The following is a 13,754-nucleotide window of genomic DNA, read 5'->3' on the forward strand; positions in this document are numbered from 1 at the left end:
AGGGAAGGCAAAGCGCGCTCAAAGGTTGACCCTGGATTGTCCTTTGACATGGACCAGACCCTTCTCGTGGTCGCCGATCTGGCTGCCATCTCCGTGCTGACCTTCGCGGTCTACTTCCCCCGTCACCACCGCCGGGACCTCATCGCCGCCTTCCTCGGCGTCAACGTCGGCGTCCTCGCGGTGGCGATGACACTCAGCTCCTCCTCGGTGGGGATCGGCCTCGGGATGGGGCTGTTCGGAGTCCTGTCGATCATCCGGCTGCGCTCCAACGAGATCGCGCAGCACGAGATCGCGTACTACTTCTCCGCGCTCGCCCTCGGCCTGCTGGCCGGGCTGCCGGAGGAGGTCAACGTCCTGTCGGCGCTGCTCATGGCGCTGATCGTCGCCACGATGTACGTCGGCGACCATCCTCGGCTCTTCGGCCGCTACCGGCAGCGCAGCCTGCGCCTCGACGCCGCCTACACCGACGAGGACGCCCTGCGCGCCCACCTCGAAGTGCTGCTCGGCGGGCGGGTGGTGAACCTGTCCGTGCAGAACGTCGACCTGGTCAACGACATGACCCTGGTCGAGGTCCGGTACGTCGTCACCGGCGAGGGTTCGCGCGCGCCGCGGGAGGCGGGCCACCACCGGGTCGAGCAGGGGCAGGGGCATGCGCGCGGACAGGGGCAGACGTACGGGCAGGGGGTTCGGGCGTGACGGCACTGGATACCGTCGCCCCGGTGGTCGGGGCGCTGCGCCCCATCGGCCTCGACGAACTCGTTCACCGCGCCGAACTGCTGACCCGCCTGGACCGCAAGTACATGTTGCCCCTGACCGACCTTCCCCTGGTGGTCGGTGGGCTCGAGGAGGACGTACAGGTCCTGGAGGTCGACGGCGAGCGGCGGTTCGCGTACCGGTCCGTGTACTTCGACACCCCGGACTTGGACGGCTACCTGGGCGCGGCCCGCCGCCGCAGGCGCCGCTTCAAGCTGCGGATACGCACCTACATGGCATCCGGGCAGCACTACCTGGAGGTCAAGACGCGCGGCCCGCGCGGCACCACCGTCAAGCAGCGCGTCCCGTACGACGGGGAGCCGGGGCGGCTGGAGCCCGAGGCGCGGGCGTACGCCGACGACGTCCTCGGCGCGGCGGGCATCGACTCGTACGACTTTCGTCTGGTGCCGACCCTCACCACCCTCTACCGCCGCACCACGCTGTTCCTGCCGGACAGTGGCAGCCGGGTCACCGTCGACACCGACCTGACCTGGGTGTTGCCCGACGGCACCGAACTGCGCACCCCCGAGCGGACCATCGTCGAGACCAAGGCCGGGCGCGCCGGGTCCGGTGCCGACCGGCTGCTCTGGTCGCTGGGGCACCGGCCCTGCCCGGTCTCCAAGTACGGCACCGGGCTGGCCGCGCTGCGGCCCGACCTGCCCGCCCACCGCTGGCTGCCCGTTCTACGGCGCCACTTCCCCACCGCACCGGCACTGAACGGGAGTTCCGCATGAGCACGCGATCAGCAAGACGTTTCCGTACGAGGGTCATGAGCGCCCTCGCCTCCGCCGTCCTCGCCACCGCCGCGCTGGCCGGGTGCTCCTCCGGGAGCGACTCGGACTCGACGTCGTCCGATTCCTCGTCGAGTGCGAGTGCGAGTGCGGCGGCGGCCGTGGACGGGACCCGGGACGCGGCGGCTGTCCTCGCCGACAACGAGAAGACGCATGCCGAGGACGGGGACACGGAGTACGAGGAGTCCGAGGCTGTCAGCATCGAGCTGAAGGGTGACTCGGCATCCGCCGACGGCAAGGGGGTGGACGTCGACGGGGCCACCGTCACCATCACCTCCGGCGGGACCTACCTCCTCAGCGGCTCCCTCGACGACGGTCAGATCGTGATCACCGCGCCCGAGGCGACCGTGAAGCTGGTCCTCGACGGGGCAGACATCTCCAGTTCCACCGGGTCGGCGATCGCCGCGACCGAGGCGGAACGGCTGGTCGTCATCCTCGCGGACGGCAGCGAGAACGAGCTGAGCGACGCCGACTCCTACGCCGACGACGCGGAGGCGAACGCGGCCCTCTACAGCGCGGGCGACCTGACGATCGGCGGCAGCGGCTCGCTCACGGTGAAGGGGAACGGCAACGACGCGATCGCCGGGAAGGACGGGCTGGTCGTCGAGGGCGGGAACATCACGGTCGAGGCGGCCGACGACGGTGTCCGGGGCAAGGACTACCTGGTCGTGAACGGCGGCACGGTCACGGTGACGGCCAAGGGCGACGGGCTGAAGTCCGACAACGCGGACGAGGAGGACGCCGGGTACATCGCCGTCGCGGGCGGCACGGTCACGGTCACCGCGAACGGTGACGCCGTGGACGCGGCCACCGACCTCGTCGTCACCGGCGGCAAGCTGACCGTGAAGGCCGAGGCCTCCGGCGACACCTCGGCACACGGCCTGAAGTCGGGCGTGATCACCGTGCTGGAGGGCGGCACGGTCGATGTGAACGCTTCCGCCGACGCGCTGCACGGCGACGCGGCCGTCCACCTCAACGCCGCCGACGTCACCCTCGCGGCCGGCGACGACGGCATCCATGCCGAGGGCGACCTCGTCATCAGTGAGGGCACGCTGGACATCACCGGCTCGAACGAGGGTCTGGAGGGCAAGGACATCCTGGTCAGGGGCGGTACGTCGAACGTCACGTCCAACGACGACGGGGTCAACGCGTCCGGCAGCGAGGCGACTTCGGATGAGGACGCGCAGGGCGGCCGGGGCGGTGGTCCCGGTGGGGGCGGTGGCATGGAGGTCGGCGACTACACGGCCAAGGTCACCGGCGGCACGCTGGTCCTCAACTCCCAGGGCGACGGCTTCGACTCCAACGGCACGGCCGAGATCACCGGCGGAACGATCGTCGTCAACGGTCCCGAGACGGGCGGCAACGGAGCGCTCGACGTCAACGGAAGTTTCACCGTCAGCGGTGGCACGCTGCTCGCCTCCGGAAGCGCGGGCATGGTCGTCGCCCCGGACGATGAGTCCGCGCAGGGCTGGCTGTCGGCGACGCTGGACGCGTCGGTCGAGGCCGGCACGACCCTGCACATCGTCGACGGGGACGGCGAGGTAGTGGCGTCGTACGTCACCTCGAAGACCATCCAGAACGTCGTGTACTCGGGCGCCGCGATCAAGAGCGGCGAGGAGTACACGGTCTACTCCGGCGGCACCACATCGGGCACCGGCATTGGCGGCCTCACCGGCTCCGGGAAGCTCGGCTCGGCGAAGAAGCTCACCACGGTGACGGCAGGCGAGGCCCCGGAGGGCGGCGGCTTCGGGGGCGGTCCGGGCGGGGGTGGGGGCCGGGGCTGAGCGGGGCCTGTCGGCGGCGGCGGTTGCTGCGGTGTCACAGGTGGAGGCCCGGTTCAGCCAGTGAGTGAGGGAGGTGAGGGAAGCGGCTTCACACGGACTCCCCGCTGATCGCGTCGCCGGTGACCTGCGGGCCCTCCGCGAAGAGGTCTTCCGCGCGTTCGACTGTGCCGGACCGGGTGAGCCAGAGGTCGAGGCGGTTGATGTCGGTGCATGTGGTGATGCGCTCGCGGACTTCTTCGGTGACGGGAATGCCGCGCACCTCCAGAACGCGCAGGACTCCCTTGGCCTCACCCTTGGCCTCGCCTTCCAGGTAAGCCGTCTCGCGGACTGTCCCACGACCGGGGAAGTAGGTGACGAAGGTCATGATTTCCCTCCACTTTTCTCCGGCGGGAGTGCCCCGCAGGTTGACTTCAAGGAACTCGTAGAAGTAGTCGGCTGACTTCCCGTCCGTCGCCTGAAGGGCGCGGCCCATCGCGTCCAGTATGTCGTTGATCTGAGCGCTGCGGGCGTGTGCGAGAGCGGAGAAGGCGGCCATGGCGGGGTTGTTCGCCGCGGTCCTCGCGTCGGTGATCGCCGGAACGTTGTCCGGCCCGACGACCAGGGGGTGGGTGCGCTGGGTGATCCAGCCGCGCGTGCCGCAGTCGAAGGGGCCCGACGCCCACTTCGCGGTGCGCCGGTCCTGGCAGACGACGAGCAGCAGTACGGGCAGGCGGTACTTGGACTGGAGGTAGGAGACGTAGTACGGCCAGCTTCTCTCCTTGTCCGGCTTTCGCTCGCCCTGTACTTCGACGACGAGCATGAAGTCCTCCCCGTCGGACGGGCCGATGCGCAGCACGGTGTCCACGCGCCGCTCCTTCGGTTTGGTCTCCGTCACGTCGGTGGTGAGCGCGTCCACCGTCGCCTTCTCCGGAAAGGGAAGGCCCAGCACACCGAAGACGGGTGCGAGGATCTAGGGCCTCTCCTGGAAGATGCGATGCAGACCCTCGTGGGCTGATGTGACCATGAGGGCGAGCCTATGGAGCATCTCGGGCTGGTTTGCGGCCAGTCGGTGGGGGATCACTCTTTCGAGTAGCGATGAAACGTTCAGGCCCGCTGCGTCCGGATGTGTCCAGGTGGGTCCAGACATGTCCTGGGCGGGCGGGCCGTAGTGCGGCTACGCGGTGCCGAAGTTCTGGGTCCAGTAGTTGCCCGGCTGGGCCAGGCCGATGCCGATTTCCTTGAAGCCGCAGTTGAGGATGTTGGCCCTGTGGCCGGGGCTGTTCATCCAGCCGTCCATGACGCTGTCGGCGGTGCCGTAGCCGGCGGCGACGTTCTCGCCCGCCGATCTGTACGCGTATCCGACACGGGCGAGGCGGTCGGTCATGGACGAGCCGTCGGAGCCGGTGTGGGACATGTTCTGGTGATCGGCCATGTCCTGGCTGTGGTTCTGCGCGGCCTTGGTGAGCTTGGCGTTCTCGGTCACCGGCGCACAGCCCGCCTTCTGGCGCTCGGCGTTCACCAGGGCCAGCACCCGGGCCGTGGGGCCGGAGTCCGCGCTGCTCGCGGAGTCGCGGGGCGTGCGGTCGGCCTCCGTGGCCTTCGGCGTGCTCGCGGGCCTGGCCGGCTTCTCGGGCGTGGCAGGAGGCTTGGCGGCCGGGGCCTTGGTCTTCGAGGGGGACGCGCTCGGGGTGGGGCTGGTGCGGGAGGCCCGCGGTTTGCGGGACGGGGTGGGGGTCGCCGAGGTGTCCGCGTCGGAGGTGCTCGGGGACGCGGAGGGCGTCGCGGGTGTCTTCGGCGGTGCGGGGTCGGTAACGGGGGTCGAGTCGTCCCCTCCCCACCAGGAGGAGGCCACACTGCGCCAGCCGCCCAGTCCGCCGCCGCTCGCCTGCGCGAGCGTGGGAATGCCCACGGCACCCACGGTCACCACGACGGCCGCGGCTATGGCTGTCTTCTGGCGCCTTGTTCTCGGGCGCCTCGCTTTCTGGCGTTTTGTTGTCCGGCGATGGCTGCTCATACGTGGCCTCACTAAGCGGTCCGACTGGCGAGCCCGGTCATTATGGGGACGGTCCAGTGCGCCGGGCAACGAACACCTGTGCTGCCGTCGGGCGCCGCCGAGGAGGCTTTTCCGGCGTGCGAAGTACGGGGAGGGCGGGTCTTCTGCCTGGTCCCGTAGGGGCTTTGACGGAACCACCGATCCAGCTGAGCAAGTGAATTCGCCATTTCTGCGGCAAGTGCCCGATTGCATTTCGGAAGAGCATGGTTTGTCGCGTCGAGGAAAAAGGTCGATCGGTTCCATCGCCACGCAATTCGGTCGTGACGCATGTCACGCCGATTCGAGGTGTGCGGGGGACAGGCGCAGACTGGAGGTGCGGGGTTCCCGAGAGAGTGAACCCCCATGGTGATTCCCGAGGCCCCGCGGTGATCCGGTCGTGGAGGAATCATGACGGCAGTCACGCGGACGGAGACCCCCGTCGAGATCGAGGGCGACGGCCTGGAGGTGCGCTTCCAGGAGATCGGCGGTGACATGACGGTCGCCTTCATCAAGTTGCCCCAGGGGACGGACATGGCGCCGGCCCTCAAGGGAATGCCCGACGACCTGTGCCAGTGCCCCCACTGGGGATTCCTGGTCAAGGGACGGCTGAGGATGCGGACGAAGGACGGCGAGGAGTTCTACGAGGCCGGACAGGCCTACTACTGGGGCCCCGGCCACTCCCCCGAGGCCCTGGAGGACGTCGAGGTCATCGAGTTCTCACCGACGAAGGAGTTCCAGGAGGTGATGGACCACATCAAGTAGCCGGACGGGCACGCCGGCAGACGGTCTGTCAGAAGGCTGCGGGAAAAAACGAGTTCGGCGGCAACCTATGCCGGACCCGCGACCACACATGAGTCGGAACCCCCTTCACGGGGGCTCCACACGCACCACGTGTTCACCCCGATCACGTACGTTACGTAAGGACTCATCCGTGGCCTCTGCCTCCCCGCGCCCCTCCCACCGCCGGTCCCTCCGCAAGCGCCGGACCCTCGTGGTCTCTGCCGCCGCCGTGGCCGCCGCTGTCGGCGCCGGCGTCCTCGTGGTGAACGCGGGCGCCAGCCCTGTGGACCTGTACCACCAGGTGCTGCCCGCCAAGGACGGCTGGGCGGCGTCGGGTTCGGGTACGACCGGCGGTACGAAGGCCGACGCGGCGCACACCTTCACGGTGTCGACCCGGGCGCAGCTGGTGAAGGCGTTGGGCTCCCAGACCGACACCACCCCCCGGATCATCAAGATCAAGGGCACGATCGACGCCAACACCAACGACGCCGGCAAGAAGCTGACCTGCGCGGACTACGCCTCCGGCACCGGCTACTCGCTCTCCGCCTACCTCAAGGCGTTCGACCCGGCGACGTACGGCAAGAAGGTCCCGTCGGGGAAGCAGGAGACCGCCCGCAAGGCCGCCCAGGACAAGCAGAAGAAGAACATCGTCTTCCGGGTACCCTCCAACACCACCATCGTGGGCGTCCCCGGCACCAAGGCCGGCATCCTCGGCGGCAGCCTGCAGATCCAGAACGTCAAGAACGTCATCGTCCGCAACCTGACCTTCGCGGACACTCAGGACTGCTTCCCGCAGTGGGACCCGACCGACGGCTCGTCCGGCGAGTGGAACTCGAACTACGACTCCGTGACCCTGCGCGGCGCGACCAACGTCTGGGCCGACCACAACACGTTCACCGACGCGCCGACCTTCGACAAGACCGAGGCGACGCACTTCGGCCGCAAGTACCAGGTCCACGACGGCGCCCTCGACATCACCAACGGCTCCGACCTGGTGACCGTCGAGCGCAACCAGTTCCTCAACCACGACAAGACGATGCTGATCGGCAGCAGCGACACCGACTCCACCGGCAAGCTGCGCGTGACGATCCACCACAATGTGTGGAAGGGGATCGTGCAGCGGGCGCCCCTGGCCCGCATCGGCCAGATCCACCTCTACAACAACGTCTACGACACCACCGCGGTCAACGGCTACGCCCCCAAGTACAGCCTGGACTCCCGCGCCAAGGCCCAGGTCGTCGCCGAGCGCAACGTCTGGAAGATCCCGGCCGACGCCAAGGTCGCCAAGCTGCTGAGCGGCGACGGCACGGGCTCGGTCGCCGGCACCGGCAACGTCGTCAACGGCAAGGCCACCGACATCGTCGCCGCGTACAACACCGCGAACTCGTCGAAGAGGCTCAAGACGACCGTCAACTGGACCCCGGCCCTCACCGCCGGCCTTCAGACCACGGTGACGGGTCTGCTGACCGACCTGACCGGCACGGGGACGTCGGCCGCGGGTGCCGGGCTGCTGTCCTGACTTCGAAGAACTCCTGGCCGGGGGCGCCACCCCGGGGCCGGGAAGAGTCCCGGACCGGGATCAGGAAGGGGTCCGGGACGGCACAGAGGGGCCCGGGAGGCGTGCGGCTTCCCGGGCCCCGGGTGCGCGTGCCGGCTGTCTCATCGGGCCACGAACTGGGTGAGGATCGCCTGCACCTCGTAGATGTCCACACCCTTGGTGAACGTCTTCTCGATCGGTTCGTGGGCGCCGGACAGCCAGATCTTCAGCTCGGCGTCGAGGTCGAAGTGGCCGGCCGTCTCGACCGCGAAGTGCGTGATGCTGCGGTACGGGACGGAGTGGTACTCCACCTTCTTGCCGGTGATCCCCTGCTTGTCGATCAGGATGAGACGGCGGTCGGTGAACAGAATGGTGTCACGGATCAGCAGGAACGCGGCGTGAACCTGCTCCCCGTGCCCCAGCAGACGCCCGTAGTCCTGCTGGGCCTTGCCGGGATTGACGGTGTGCGCGTTTCCGAACAGTGCCATGTCCGGGGAGACGCACACCCGGACATACAGGTTGCTTCTGCCCGAGGCGCCGTAGCCGCTCCCTATGGCTCGAATGGCAGCGATGTCTGTTCGGCGGCCTGGCCGAGATACGTGTACTCGGCGGATCGAGCGATGCCCATGGAGTCCGGCTGCTGGCGGAAGCGGACCAGGAAGTGGACGTTGTCTCCGAGGCCGGGGCGCATACGCAGCAGTTCCTCGGGTTCCTCGAAGCGGACCTCGAAGGCGGGCGCGTTCTTGGCTGTGCCCGTCTTGACTTTCACGATGCCGCTTTCCCACCCTGGTGAGGAAGTCGGCGGGCGCGGTGCGGGCGGTTTCCTCCGCACCGAAGGCGTACTCCCACTTCCAGCTCAACCGCGCACTGCCTTCATGGCTTCGTCCAGGACGGCGCTCAGTTCCCGCAGCGCTTCCTGAGCGGTGGCAGGGTCCTCGTGTTCCAGCGTGCTCTGCGCCTGGGAGAAGCGGGCGGACAAATCGGGGCGTCGGGCGATCTCGATGTCCCGGGCCCAGATGAGGACCCAGCTCTGCACCGGGCTCAGGGACTGCCACTCGACGGCTTTGGCGAAGGCTTCGTCCTTCGTGGGCTGCATCTCCTCCAGGCGGCCCGGAGCGACGACGGCGAGGGCGACACGGAGGGCGTCGGGGGTCTGCTCGGGTCGGGGGATCAGCTCGCGTCCGTGGTCGGCCAGTGTGCTCATGGTGTCCTCCAGGAGTGGCCCTGCCAGCGTATCCGGCCGGGGCGGGAGTGAGGGCAACTCCCACGTCGCGACAGCGACAGTCTCCGGTGCCGGGACCCCATCGCCAAGAAGTCGGCAGTGCTGCCGCAGGACCTTGTTCATGTTGCGCTCGTCGGCGGCTGAGGCGGCGAAGATCGTCACGTTCATGCTAGGGGCCTTCCTTCAGGTCGGATCGGCAGTCGCGGCAGCGGCCGGGTTCGGGGGCGCGGAAGCCGCGGTCGCAGCCGTCGCAGTTGTGCATCCGGTACACGACGGTCGGCGCGGGTGCGGGCTCGCGGAACGGCGGCAGGGGCGGGAGCTGGGCGGCCAGGCGATGGGCCAGGAGGGCTGCCGGGCGGTTACAGGGGTTCGTCGGGGAGGTCTGTGGTCAGGGCGTGGCGTACGGCGGTGGGGGCGACGTCGCGTTCCAGCCAGGCGACGACGCCCGGCGCGAGGTGTTCGGCGTCGGTCTCGGTGAGGAGGAGGCGGGGGTCGTGGCGGCGGAGGACGGCGAGGAGGTCGGTGGCCGTGCGGAGGAGGGTGGGTGAGGTGTAGGCGGGCTGCGGGACGGCGGGCAGGCGCTTGCGGGGGAGGCGCTCCTCCGGGGTGGCGCGGCGGGCGGGCTTCCGGGGCGTCTCGGCCGTCGTCGTCTCGTGGTGCCCGTGCTTGTTGCAGGAGATTGTGCGGGTGACGATCCGGCCGCCGGGGACGCGTTCGCGGGTGCGGCGGAGGTAGCCGTGGGCTTCGAGTTCGCGCAGGGCGGCGGCGATACGGTCCGGGCCCTCGGGGAAGCGGGCGGCAAGGCTGATGTCGGCCGGGGCGCCGGTGGGGAGCGACTGGATGTGCGTGGCCGGTCCGATCGCCGGCAGCGACAGTTCCGGGTGTTGGGCGAGGTGGTTGCCGATCACCGTAAAGCGGGTGGTGTGGCGGGCGTTGTCGTGGATGACGCCGCTGGGGTGGGTCTTTCCGTGGGGGCGCGGTCCCGGTCTCGGTTCGGCTGAGGGGCCCGGTCCGTCTGGCGCGGGTGGTTCTTGCCCGCTGTACGGGACTGGGCGTGCGGGGGCGCGCTAGGGTTTTGGGTGTCCATCGGGAAGCCCTACTTCCTCGGTGGTCAGGCCCTCGCCATTGGGATTGCCGTCCCGGCGAGGGCCGTCGCATGTCTGCGGTTGTTGGTTCGGATGTCCGCTGTGGATGCTCGCTGCGGATGTCCGTGGCTGTGGTGCCGCGCTGAGCGTAGGCCAGACAACCGGTCCCGAATCCAGCTGAGTTGGCGATGTTCACTCGCGGGGGTGAGTTGGCGCTGCGGGCGGGAGGGAGGGGTGGGGCTTGGTGGGGTTCTTTCTCTCCCGTGGTCCTTGGGAAAGAGCGCCGACGCCACCGAAGCATGGACCGCTGGGTTGCGGTGTCACCTGCGGTTGAGCTGGGGAGAGGGCGATTTCGGCCCACACGGTCTTGCGGGGGACGGGTCCGAGTTCGACGCCCCAGCGGTCGGCGAGTGCCTCGACGAGGAGGAGGCCGCGTCCGGATTCGGACAGGGCCTCGGGGGACGGGGGCCGGCGGTGGGGGAGGTCGTCGCCGCGTGTGTCCGTCATCTCGATGCGGAGCGTGTTGCTCTTCCGGGTGTGCAGGACGAGGCGGAAGTCCCGGCCGGGGAGTCGGCCGTGTGTGGAGGCGTTCGCGGCGAGTTCGGCGACGAGGTGTTCGACGGTGTCGATGACGCCGTACGGCGGGTCCCAGGTGCGCAGCCACTCGGTGGCCAGGAGTCGGGCGAGGCGGGCACCGCGTGGCGTGGGGGACAGGAGCGCGCTGAAGTAGCGGGGTGGGGAGGCGAATTGGGGGGACTTCTTCTGATTCACGTCACTCAGCGTGGCCACGTGTGCTTACCGTGAAAAGTGACTACGCCGGTGCGTACGGTGACTGTCCGGAGTCTGTCCGGTGGTGTCCGGGCTGTCGGCGGCGGGCGTACGGGTAGGGGCGTTGCGGCACAGCGGCACGACGGAGGGGCGCGGGATGCAGCGGGTTGACGGTGACGCGGGTCGGCTCAAGACCGAGGCGGACGAGCCGGGTTGGGAGGTGGATCCGGACGACGACTGGGGCGTGGCGGTCGTCGCGACCGTGGGGCGGCAGCTGAAGCTGCGGCGGGAGGCCGTGGGGATGCGGGCCGCCGAGTTCGGGGAGGTGGTCGGCTACGGGGAGGACATGGTCTACAAAATCGAGGGGGGTAAGCGGATTCCTCGGCCTGAGTATCTGGACCAGGCGGATGAGGTGTTGGGGGCGGGTGGGTTGATTGCGGCGATGAAGGAGGATGTGGCGCGGGTCAGGTATCCGAAGAAGGTGCGGGAGCTCGCGAAGCTTGAGGCACAGGCGGCCGAGATCGGCGTGTACGTCGGGAACAGCATCCACGGCTTGTTGCAGACGCCGGAACACGCGCAGGCGCTGTTCGAGGCGCGGCAACCGCCCTACTCCGAGGAGGAGATCGAGCGCCTCGTGGCCGCCCGTGTGGAGCGGAAGTCTGTCTTCGAGCGGTCACCCGCTCCGGTGCTCAGCTTTGTCCAGGAAGAGGCGGCGCTGCGTCGTCGTATCGGAGGGACAATGGTGCGACGCCGACAGCTCGAACATCTGCTGGAGGTGGCGCAGTTGCGCAATGTGACGTTCCAGGTGATGCCGACGGAGACCGATGCACACCCCGGTGTGGATGGCAAGATCGAAGTGCTGAAGTTCGCGGACGGTACGGCGGTGGGGCGCTCCGACGGTGCGTACGGCGGCCGTCCGACCTCCGACCCGAAGGAGCTGCGGATCCTCGAACTGCGGTATGGCATCATCCGGGCCCAGGCTCTCACGCCGGGGGAGTCACTCGCTTTCATCGAGCAAGTGCTGGGAGAAACATGATCCGCAAAGCCGCCGCCGGGGACGCCTCTGGGCTGAGGTGGTTCAAGAGCAGCTACAGCGACGGCACTGAGGGAGACAGCTGCGTCGAGATCGCGATCGTCCCCGGCACGATCCACGTCCGCGACTCCAAGAACACCTGCGGCCCTCGGCTTGCGCTCACGCCGGACGCATGGGTGGACTTCGTGACGTACGCGTCGGGGAGCTGACCCCTCTTGGCAGAGCGGGAGCCCGGGAACGGCTGTCGTTCCCGGGCTCCCGCTGTGTGGTGGCTGTGCGCTACGTGTTCGGCTTCTCCTCCAGGCGCGGGAAGAGGATCGCGCCCTTCGTGATCGTGGAGCCGGACGGGAGGATGCCCCACTCGCCCGCCTTCTGGACCTTCTGGTCCGCGAGGGCGCCGAGGGTGGGCTCCGCGCCCAGGGAGTCCCAGAGCTGGGCGGAGGTGTCCGGCATGATCGGGTTGAGCAGGACGGCGACGGCGCGGAGCGACTCAGCGGCCGTGTAGAGGATGGTGGCGAGACGGGCCTTGCCCTCGTCAGTGGTGTCCTTGGCGACCTTCCACGGCTCCTGCTCCGTGATGTAGCCGTTGACCTGCTTGACGAAGTCGAAGACGGCGAGGATGCCGCCCTGGAAGTCCAGCTCGTCGCCGATCTTCCGGTCGGCCTCGGCGACGGCCTTGGCCAGGCCCTCGTGCAGCGCCTTCTCGGCCTCGCCGTCGGCCGTGGCCTCCGGCAGGGTGCCGCCGAAGTACTTGCCGACCATGGCCGCGACCCGGGACGCGAGGTTGCCGTAGTCGTTCGCCAGCTCGCTCGTGTAGCGGGCGGAGAAGTCCTCCCAGGAGAACGAGCCGTCCTGGCCGAAGGCGATCGCGCGCAGGAAGTACCAGCGGTAGGCGTCGACACCGAAGTGCGAGGTGAGGTCCTGCGGCTTGATGCCGGTCAGGTTCGACTTCGACATCTTCTCGCCGCCGACCATCAGCCAGCCGTTCGCCGCGATCTTGCCGGGGAGGGGGAGGCCCTGCGCCATCAGCATCGCCGGCCAGATCACCGCGTGGAAGCGGAGGATGTCCTTGCCGACGAGATGGACGTCCGCCGGGAAGGTGGCCTCGAACTTCTCCGGGTTCTCGTTGTAGCCGACCGCCGTGGCGTAGTTGAGCAGCGCGTCGACCCACACGTAGATCACGTGCTTTTCGTCCCACGGGATCGGGATGCCCCAGTCGAAGGTCGAGCGGGAGACCGACAGGTCCTGCAGGCCCTGGCGGACGAAGTTCACGACCTCGTTGCGCGCGGACTCGGGCTGGATGAAGCCGGGGTTCGCCTCGTAGTGGGCGAGGAGCCTGTCGCCGTACTCGCTCAGCTTGAAGAAGTAGTTCTCCTCGCTGAGGATCTCCACGGGCTTCTTGTGGATCGGGCAGAGCTTCTGGCCTGCGAAGTCGCCCTCGCCGTCGAGCAGCTCGCCGGGGAGCTTGTACTCCTCGCAGCCGACGCAGTACGGGCCCTCGTAGCCGCCCTTGTAGATCTCGCCCTTGTCGTACAGGTCCTGCACGAACTCCTGGACGCGGTCGGTGTGCCGCTTCTGCGTGGTGCGGATGAAGTCGTCGTTCGCGATCTCCAGGTGCTCCCAGAGGGGCTTCCACGCCTCCTCGACGAGCTTGTCGCACCACTCCTGCGGAGTCACTCCGTTGGCGTCGGCGGTGCGCATGATCTTCTGACCGTGCTCGTCCGTGCCGGTGAGGTACCACACCTTCTCGCCGCGCTGACGGTGCCAGCGGGTGAGCACGTCGCCTGCGACGGTCGTATAGGCGTGGCCCAGGTGAGGAGCGTCGTTGACGTAATAGATGGGGGTGGAGACGTAGAACGCCTTGCCACCCTGCTTCTCGGTTCCAGTGGCCGCCATGCCGAAATCCTACTGGGCCCGTGGAGATCGACTCACACGCGTTTCGGGACGCGGACGGGCCCCGCCGGAATCGACGGAGTCGTCGATTCCGGCG

Annotated in this window: 15 protein-coding genes; 7 read left to right on the plus strand and 8 right to left on the minus strand. The window is 68.7% G+C overall.

The window, feature by feature from the left end:
* Nucleotides 1–48 precede the first annotated feature (48 nt).
* Genes ACWD26_RS05975 through ACWD26_RS05985 form a run of 3 tightly spaced genes read left to right on the plus strand, consistent with a single transcriptional unit; the run spans nucleotide 49 to nucleotide 3,328 of the window.
* Nucleotides 49–696, plus strand: coding sequence for a DUF4956 domain-containing protein (locus ACWD26_RS05975; protein ID WP_451266596.1), 648 nt, complete (start codon nucleotides 49–51; stop codon nucleotides 694–696).
* Nucleotides 693–1,487, plus strand: a complete 795-nt coding sequence (locus tag ACWD26_RS05980; RefSeq protein WP_451266598.1) for a VTC domain-containing protein — start codon at nucleotides 693–695, stop codon at nucleotides 1,485–1,487. The genes ACWD26_RS05975 and ACWD26_RS05980 overlap by 4 nt, the downstream gene beginning before the upstream one ends.
* Complete coding sequence (locus ACWD26_RS05985) at nucleotides 1,484–3,328, plus strand: carbohydrate-binding domain-containing protein (protein ID WP_451266600.1); 1,845 nt, start codon at nucleotides 1,484–1,486, stop codon at nucleotides 3,326–3,328. Before ACWD26_RS05980 ends, ACWD26_RS05985 begins: the two co-directional genes overlap by 4 nt.
* A gap of 88 nt (nucleotides 3,329–3,416) precedes the next feature.
* Here the strand turns inward: ACWD26_RS05985 and ACWD26_RS05990 are convergent, their stop codons facing one another.
* Both ACWD26_RS05990 and ACWD26_RS05995 read right to left on the minus strand, forming a co-directional pair.
* On the minus strand, nucleotides 3,417–4,223 hold the full coding sequence (locus tag ACWD26_RS05990) for a hypothetical protein (RefSeq protein WP_451266602.1): 807 nt from the start codon (nucleotides 4,221–4,223) through the stop codon (nucleotides 3,417–3,419).
* A 258-nt stretch (nucleotides 4,224–4,481) separates the two neighbouring features.
* Complete coding sequence (locus tag ACWD26_RS05995; protein WP_451266604.1) at nucleotides 4,482–5,321, minus strand: CAP domain-containing protein; 840 nt, start codon at nucleotides 5,319–5,321, stop codon at nucleotides 4,482–4,484.
* 426 nt (nucleotides 5,322–5,747) lie between these two features.
* On the opposite strand from ACWD26_RS05995, the gene ACWD26_RS06000 reads away from it, so the two are divergent.
* Nucleotides 5,748–6,101, plus strand: a complete 354-nt coding sequence (locus tag ACWD26_RS06000) for a hypothetical protein (RefSeq protein WP_451266606.1) — start codon at nucleotides 5,748–5,750, stop codon at nucleotides 6,099–6,101.
* A gap of 169 nt (nucleotides 6,102–6,270) precedes the next feature.
* Entirely contained in the window at nucleotides 6,271–7,638 is a 1,368-nt protein-coding gene (locus ACWD26_RS06005; RefSeq protein ID WP_451266608.1) for a pectate lyase family protein, read from the plus strand.
* Nucleotides 7,639–7,778: 140 nt separating this feature from the next.
* Here ACWD26_RS06005 and ACWD26_RS06010 read toward each other — a convergent pair whose 3' ends face one another.
* The 5 genes from ACWD26_RS06010 to ACWD26_RS06030 all read right to left on the minus strand — a co-directional run bounded on the left by ACWD26_RS06010 (nucleotide 7,779) and on the right by ACWD26_RS06030 (nucleotide 10,734).
* Nucleotides 7,779–8,144 (minus strand): PH domain-containing protein, encoded by a 366-nt coding sequence (locus ACWD26_RS06010; RefSeq protein ID WP_451266610.1) that lies wholly within the window; start codon nucleotides 8,142–8,144, stop codon nucleotides 7,779–7,781.
* Nucleotides 8,145–8,206: 62 nt separating this feature from the next.
* On the minus strand, nucleotides 8,207–8,425 hold the full coding sequence (locus tag ACWD26_RS06015; protein ID WP_451266612.1) for a hypothetical protein: 219 nt from the start codon (nucleotides 8,423–8,425) through the stop codon (nucleotides 8,207–8,209).
* An 87-nt stretch (nucleotides 8,426–8,512) separates the two neighbouring features.
* On the minus strand, nucleotides 8,513–8,860 hold the full coding sequence (locus ACWD26_RS06020; RefSeq protein WP_451266676.1) for a hypothetical protein: 348 nt from the start codon (nucleotides 8,858–8,860) through the stop codon (nucleotides 8,513–8,515).
* Nucleotides 8,861–9,237: 377 nt separating this feature from the next.
* Nucleotides 9,238–9,786, minus strand: a complete 549-nt coding sequence (locus ACWD26_RS06025; protein WP_451266614.1) for a helix-turn-helix domain-containing protein — start codon at nucleotides 9,784–9,786, stop codon at nucleotides 9,238–9,240.
* Between the two features lie 369 nt (nucleotides 9,787–10,155).
* Entirely contained in the window at nucleotides 10,156–10,734 is a 579-nt protein-coding gene (locus ACWD26_RS06030) for an ATP-binding protein (RefSeq protein WP_451266616.1), read from the minus strand.
* Nucleotides 10,735–10,888: 154 nt separating this feature from the next.
* Here ACWD26_RS06030 and ACWD26_RS06035 point away from each other — a divergent pair, with 154 nt between their 5' ends.
* Together ACWD26_RS06035 and ACWD26_RS06040 are read left to right on the plus strand one after the other, a co-directional pair.
* Nucleotides 10,889–11,767, plus strand: coding sequence for a helix-turn-helix domain-containing protein (locus ACWD26_RS06035; protein ID WP_451266678.1), 879 nt, complete (start codon nucleotides 10,889–10,891; stop codon nucleotides 11,765–11,767).
* Entirely contained in the window at nucleotides 11,764–11,973 is a 210-nt protein-coding gene (locus tag ACWD26_RS06040; protein ID WP_451266618.1) for a DUF397 domain-containing protein, read from the plus strand. The genes ACWD26_RS06035 and ACWD26_RS06040 overlap by 4 nt, the downstream gene beginning before the upstream one ends.
* A gap of 70 nt (nucleotides 11,974–12,043) precedes the next feature.
* Here the strand turns inward: ACWD26_RS06040 and metG are convergent, their stop codons facing one another.
* Nucleotides 12,044–13,660, minus strand: a complete 1,617-nt coding sequence (gene metG, locus ACWD26_RS06045; protein WP_451266620.1) for a methionine--tRNA ligase — start codon at nucleotides 13,658–13,660, stop codon at nucleotides 12,044–12,046.
* Nucleotides 13,661–13,754: the final 94 nt, after the last annotated feature.

This window comes from Streptomyces sp. NPDC002787, from assembly GCF_053592095.1.

Excerpts from the sequence above, each read along its gene's own strand:
- ACWD26_RS06010 (WP_451266610.1), bottom strand. The coding sequence starts at position 8,144 with ATGGCACTGTTCGGAAACGCGCACACCGTCAATCCCGGCAAGGCCCAG.
- ACWD26_RS06040 (WP_451266618.1), top strand. The coding sequence starts at position 11,764 with ATGATCCGCAAAGCCGCCGCCGGGGACGCCTCTGGGCTGAGGTGGTTC.
- ACWD26_RS06020 (WP_451266676.1), bottom strand. The coding sequence starts at position 8,860 with ATGAGCACACTGGCCGACCACGGACGCGAGCTGATCCCCCGACCCGAG.
- ACWD26_RS05975 (WP_451266596.1), top strand. The coding sequence starts at position 49 with ATGGACCAGACCCTTCTCGTGGTCGCCGATCTGGCTGCCATCTCCGTG.
- metG (WP_451266620.1), bottom strand. The coding sequence starts at position 13,660 with ATGGCGGCCACTGGAACCGAGAAGCAGGGTGGCAAGGCGTTCTACGTC.
- ACWD26_RS06000 (WP_451266606.1), top strand. The coding sequence starts at position 5,748 with ATGACGGCAGTCACGCGGACGGAGACCCCCGTCGAGATCGAGGGCGAC.
- ACWD26_RS05995 (WP_451266604.1), bottom strand. The coding sequence starts at position 5,321 with ATGAGCAGCCATCGCCGGACAACAAAACGCCAGAAAGCGAGGCGCCCG.
- ACWD26_RS06035 (WP_451266678.1), top strand. The coding sequence starts at position 10,889 with ATGCAGCGGGTTGACGGTGACGCGGGTCGGCTCAAGACCGAGGCGGAC.
- ACWD26_RS05985 (WP_451266600.1), top strand. The coding sequence starts at position 1,484 with ATGAGCACGCGATCAGCAAGACGTTTCCGTACGAGGGTCATGAGCGCC.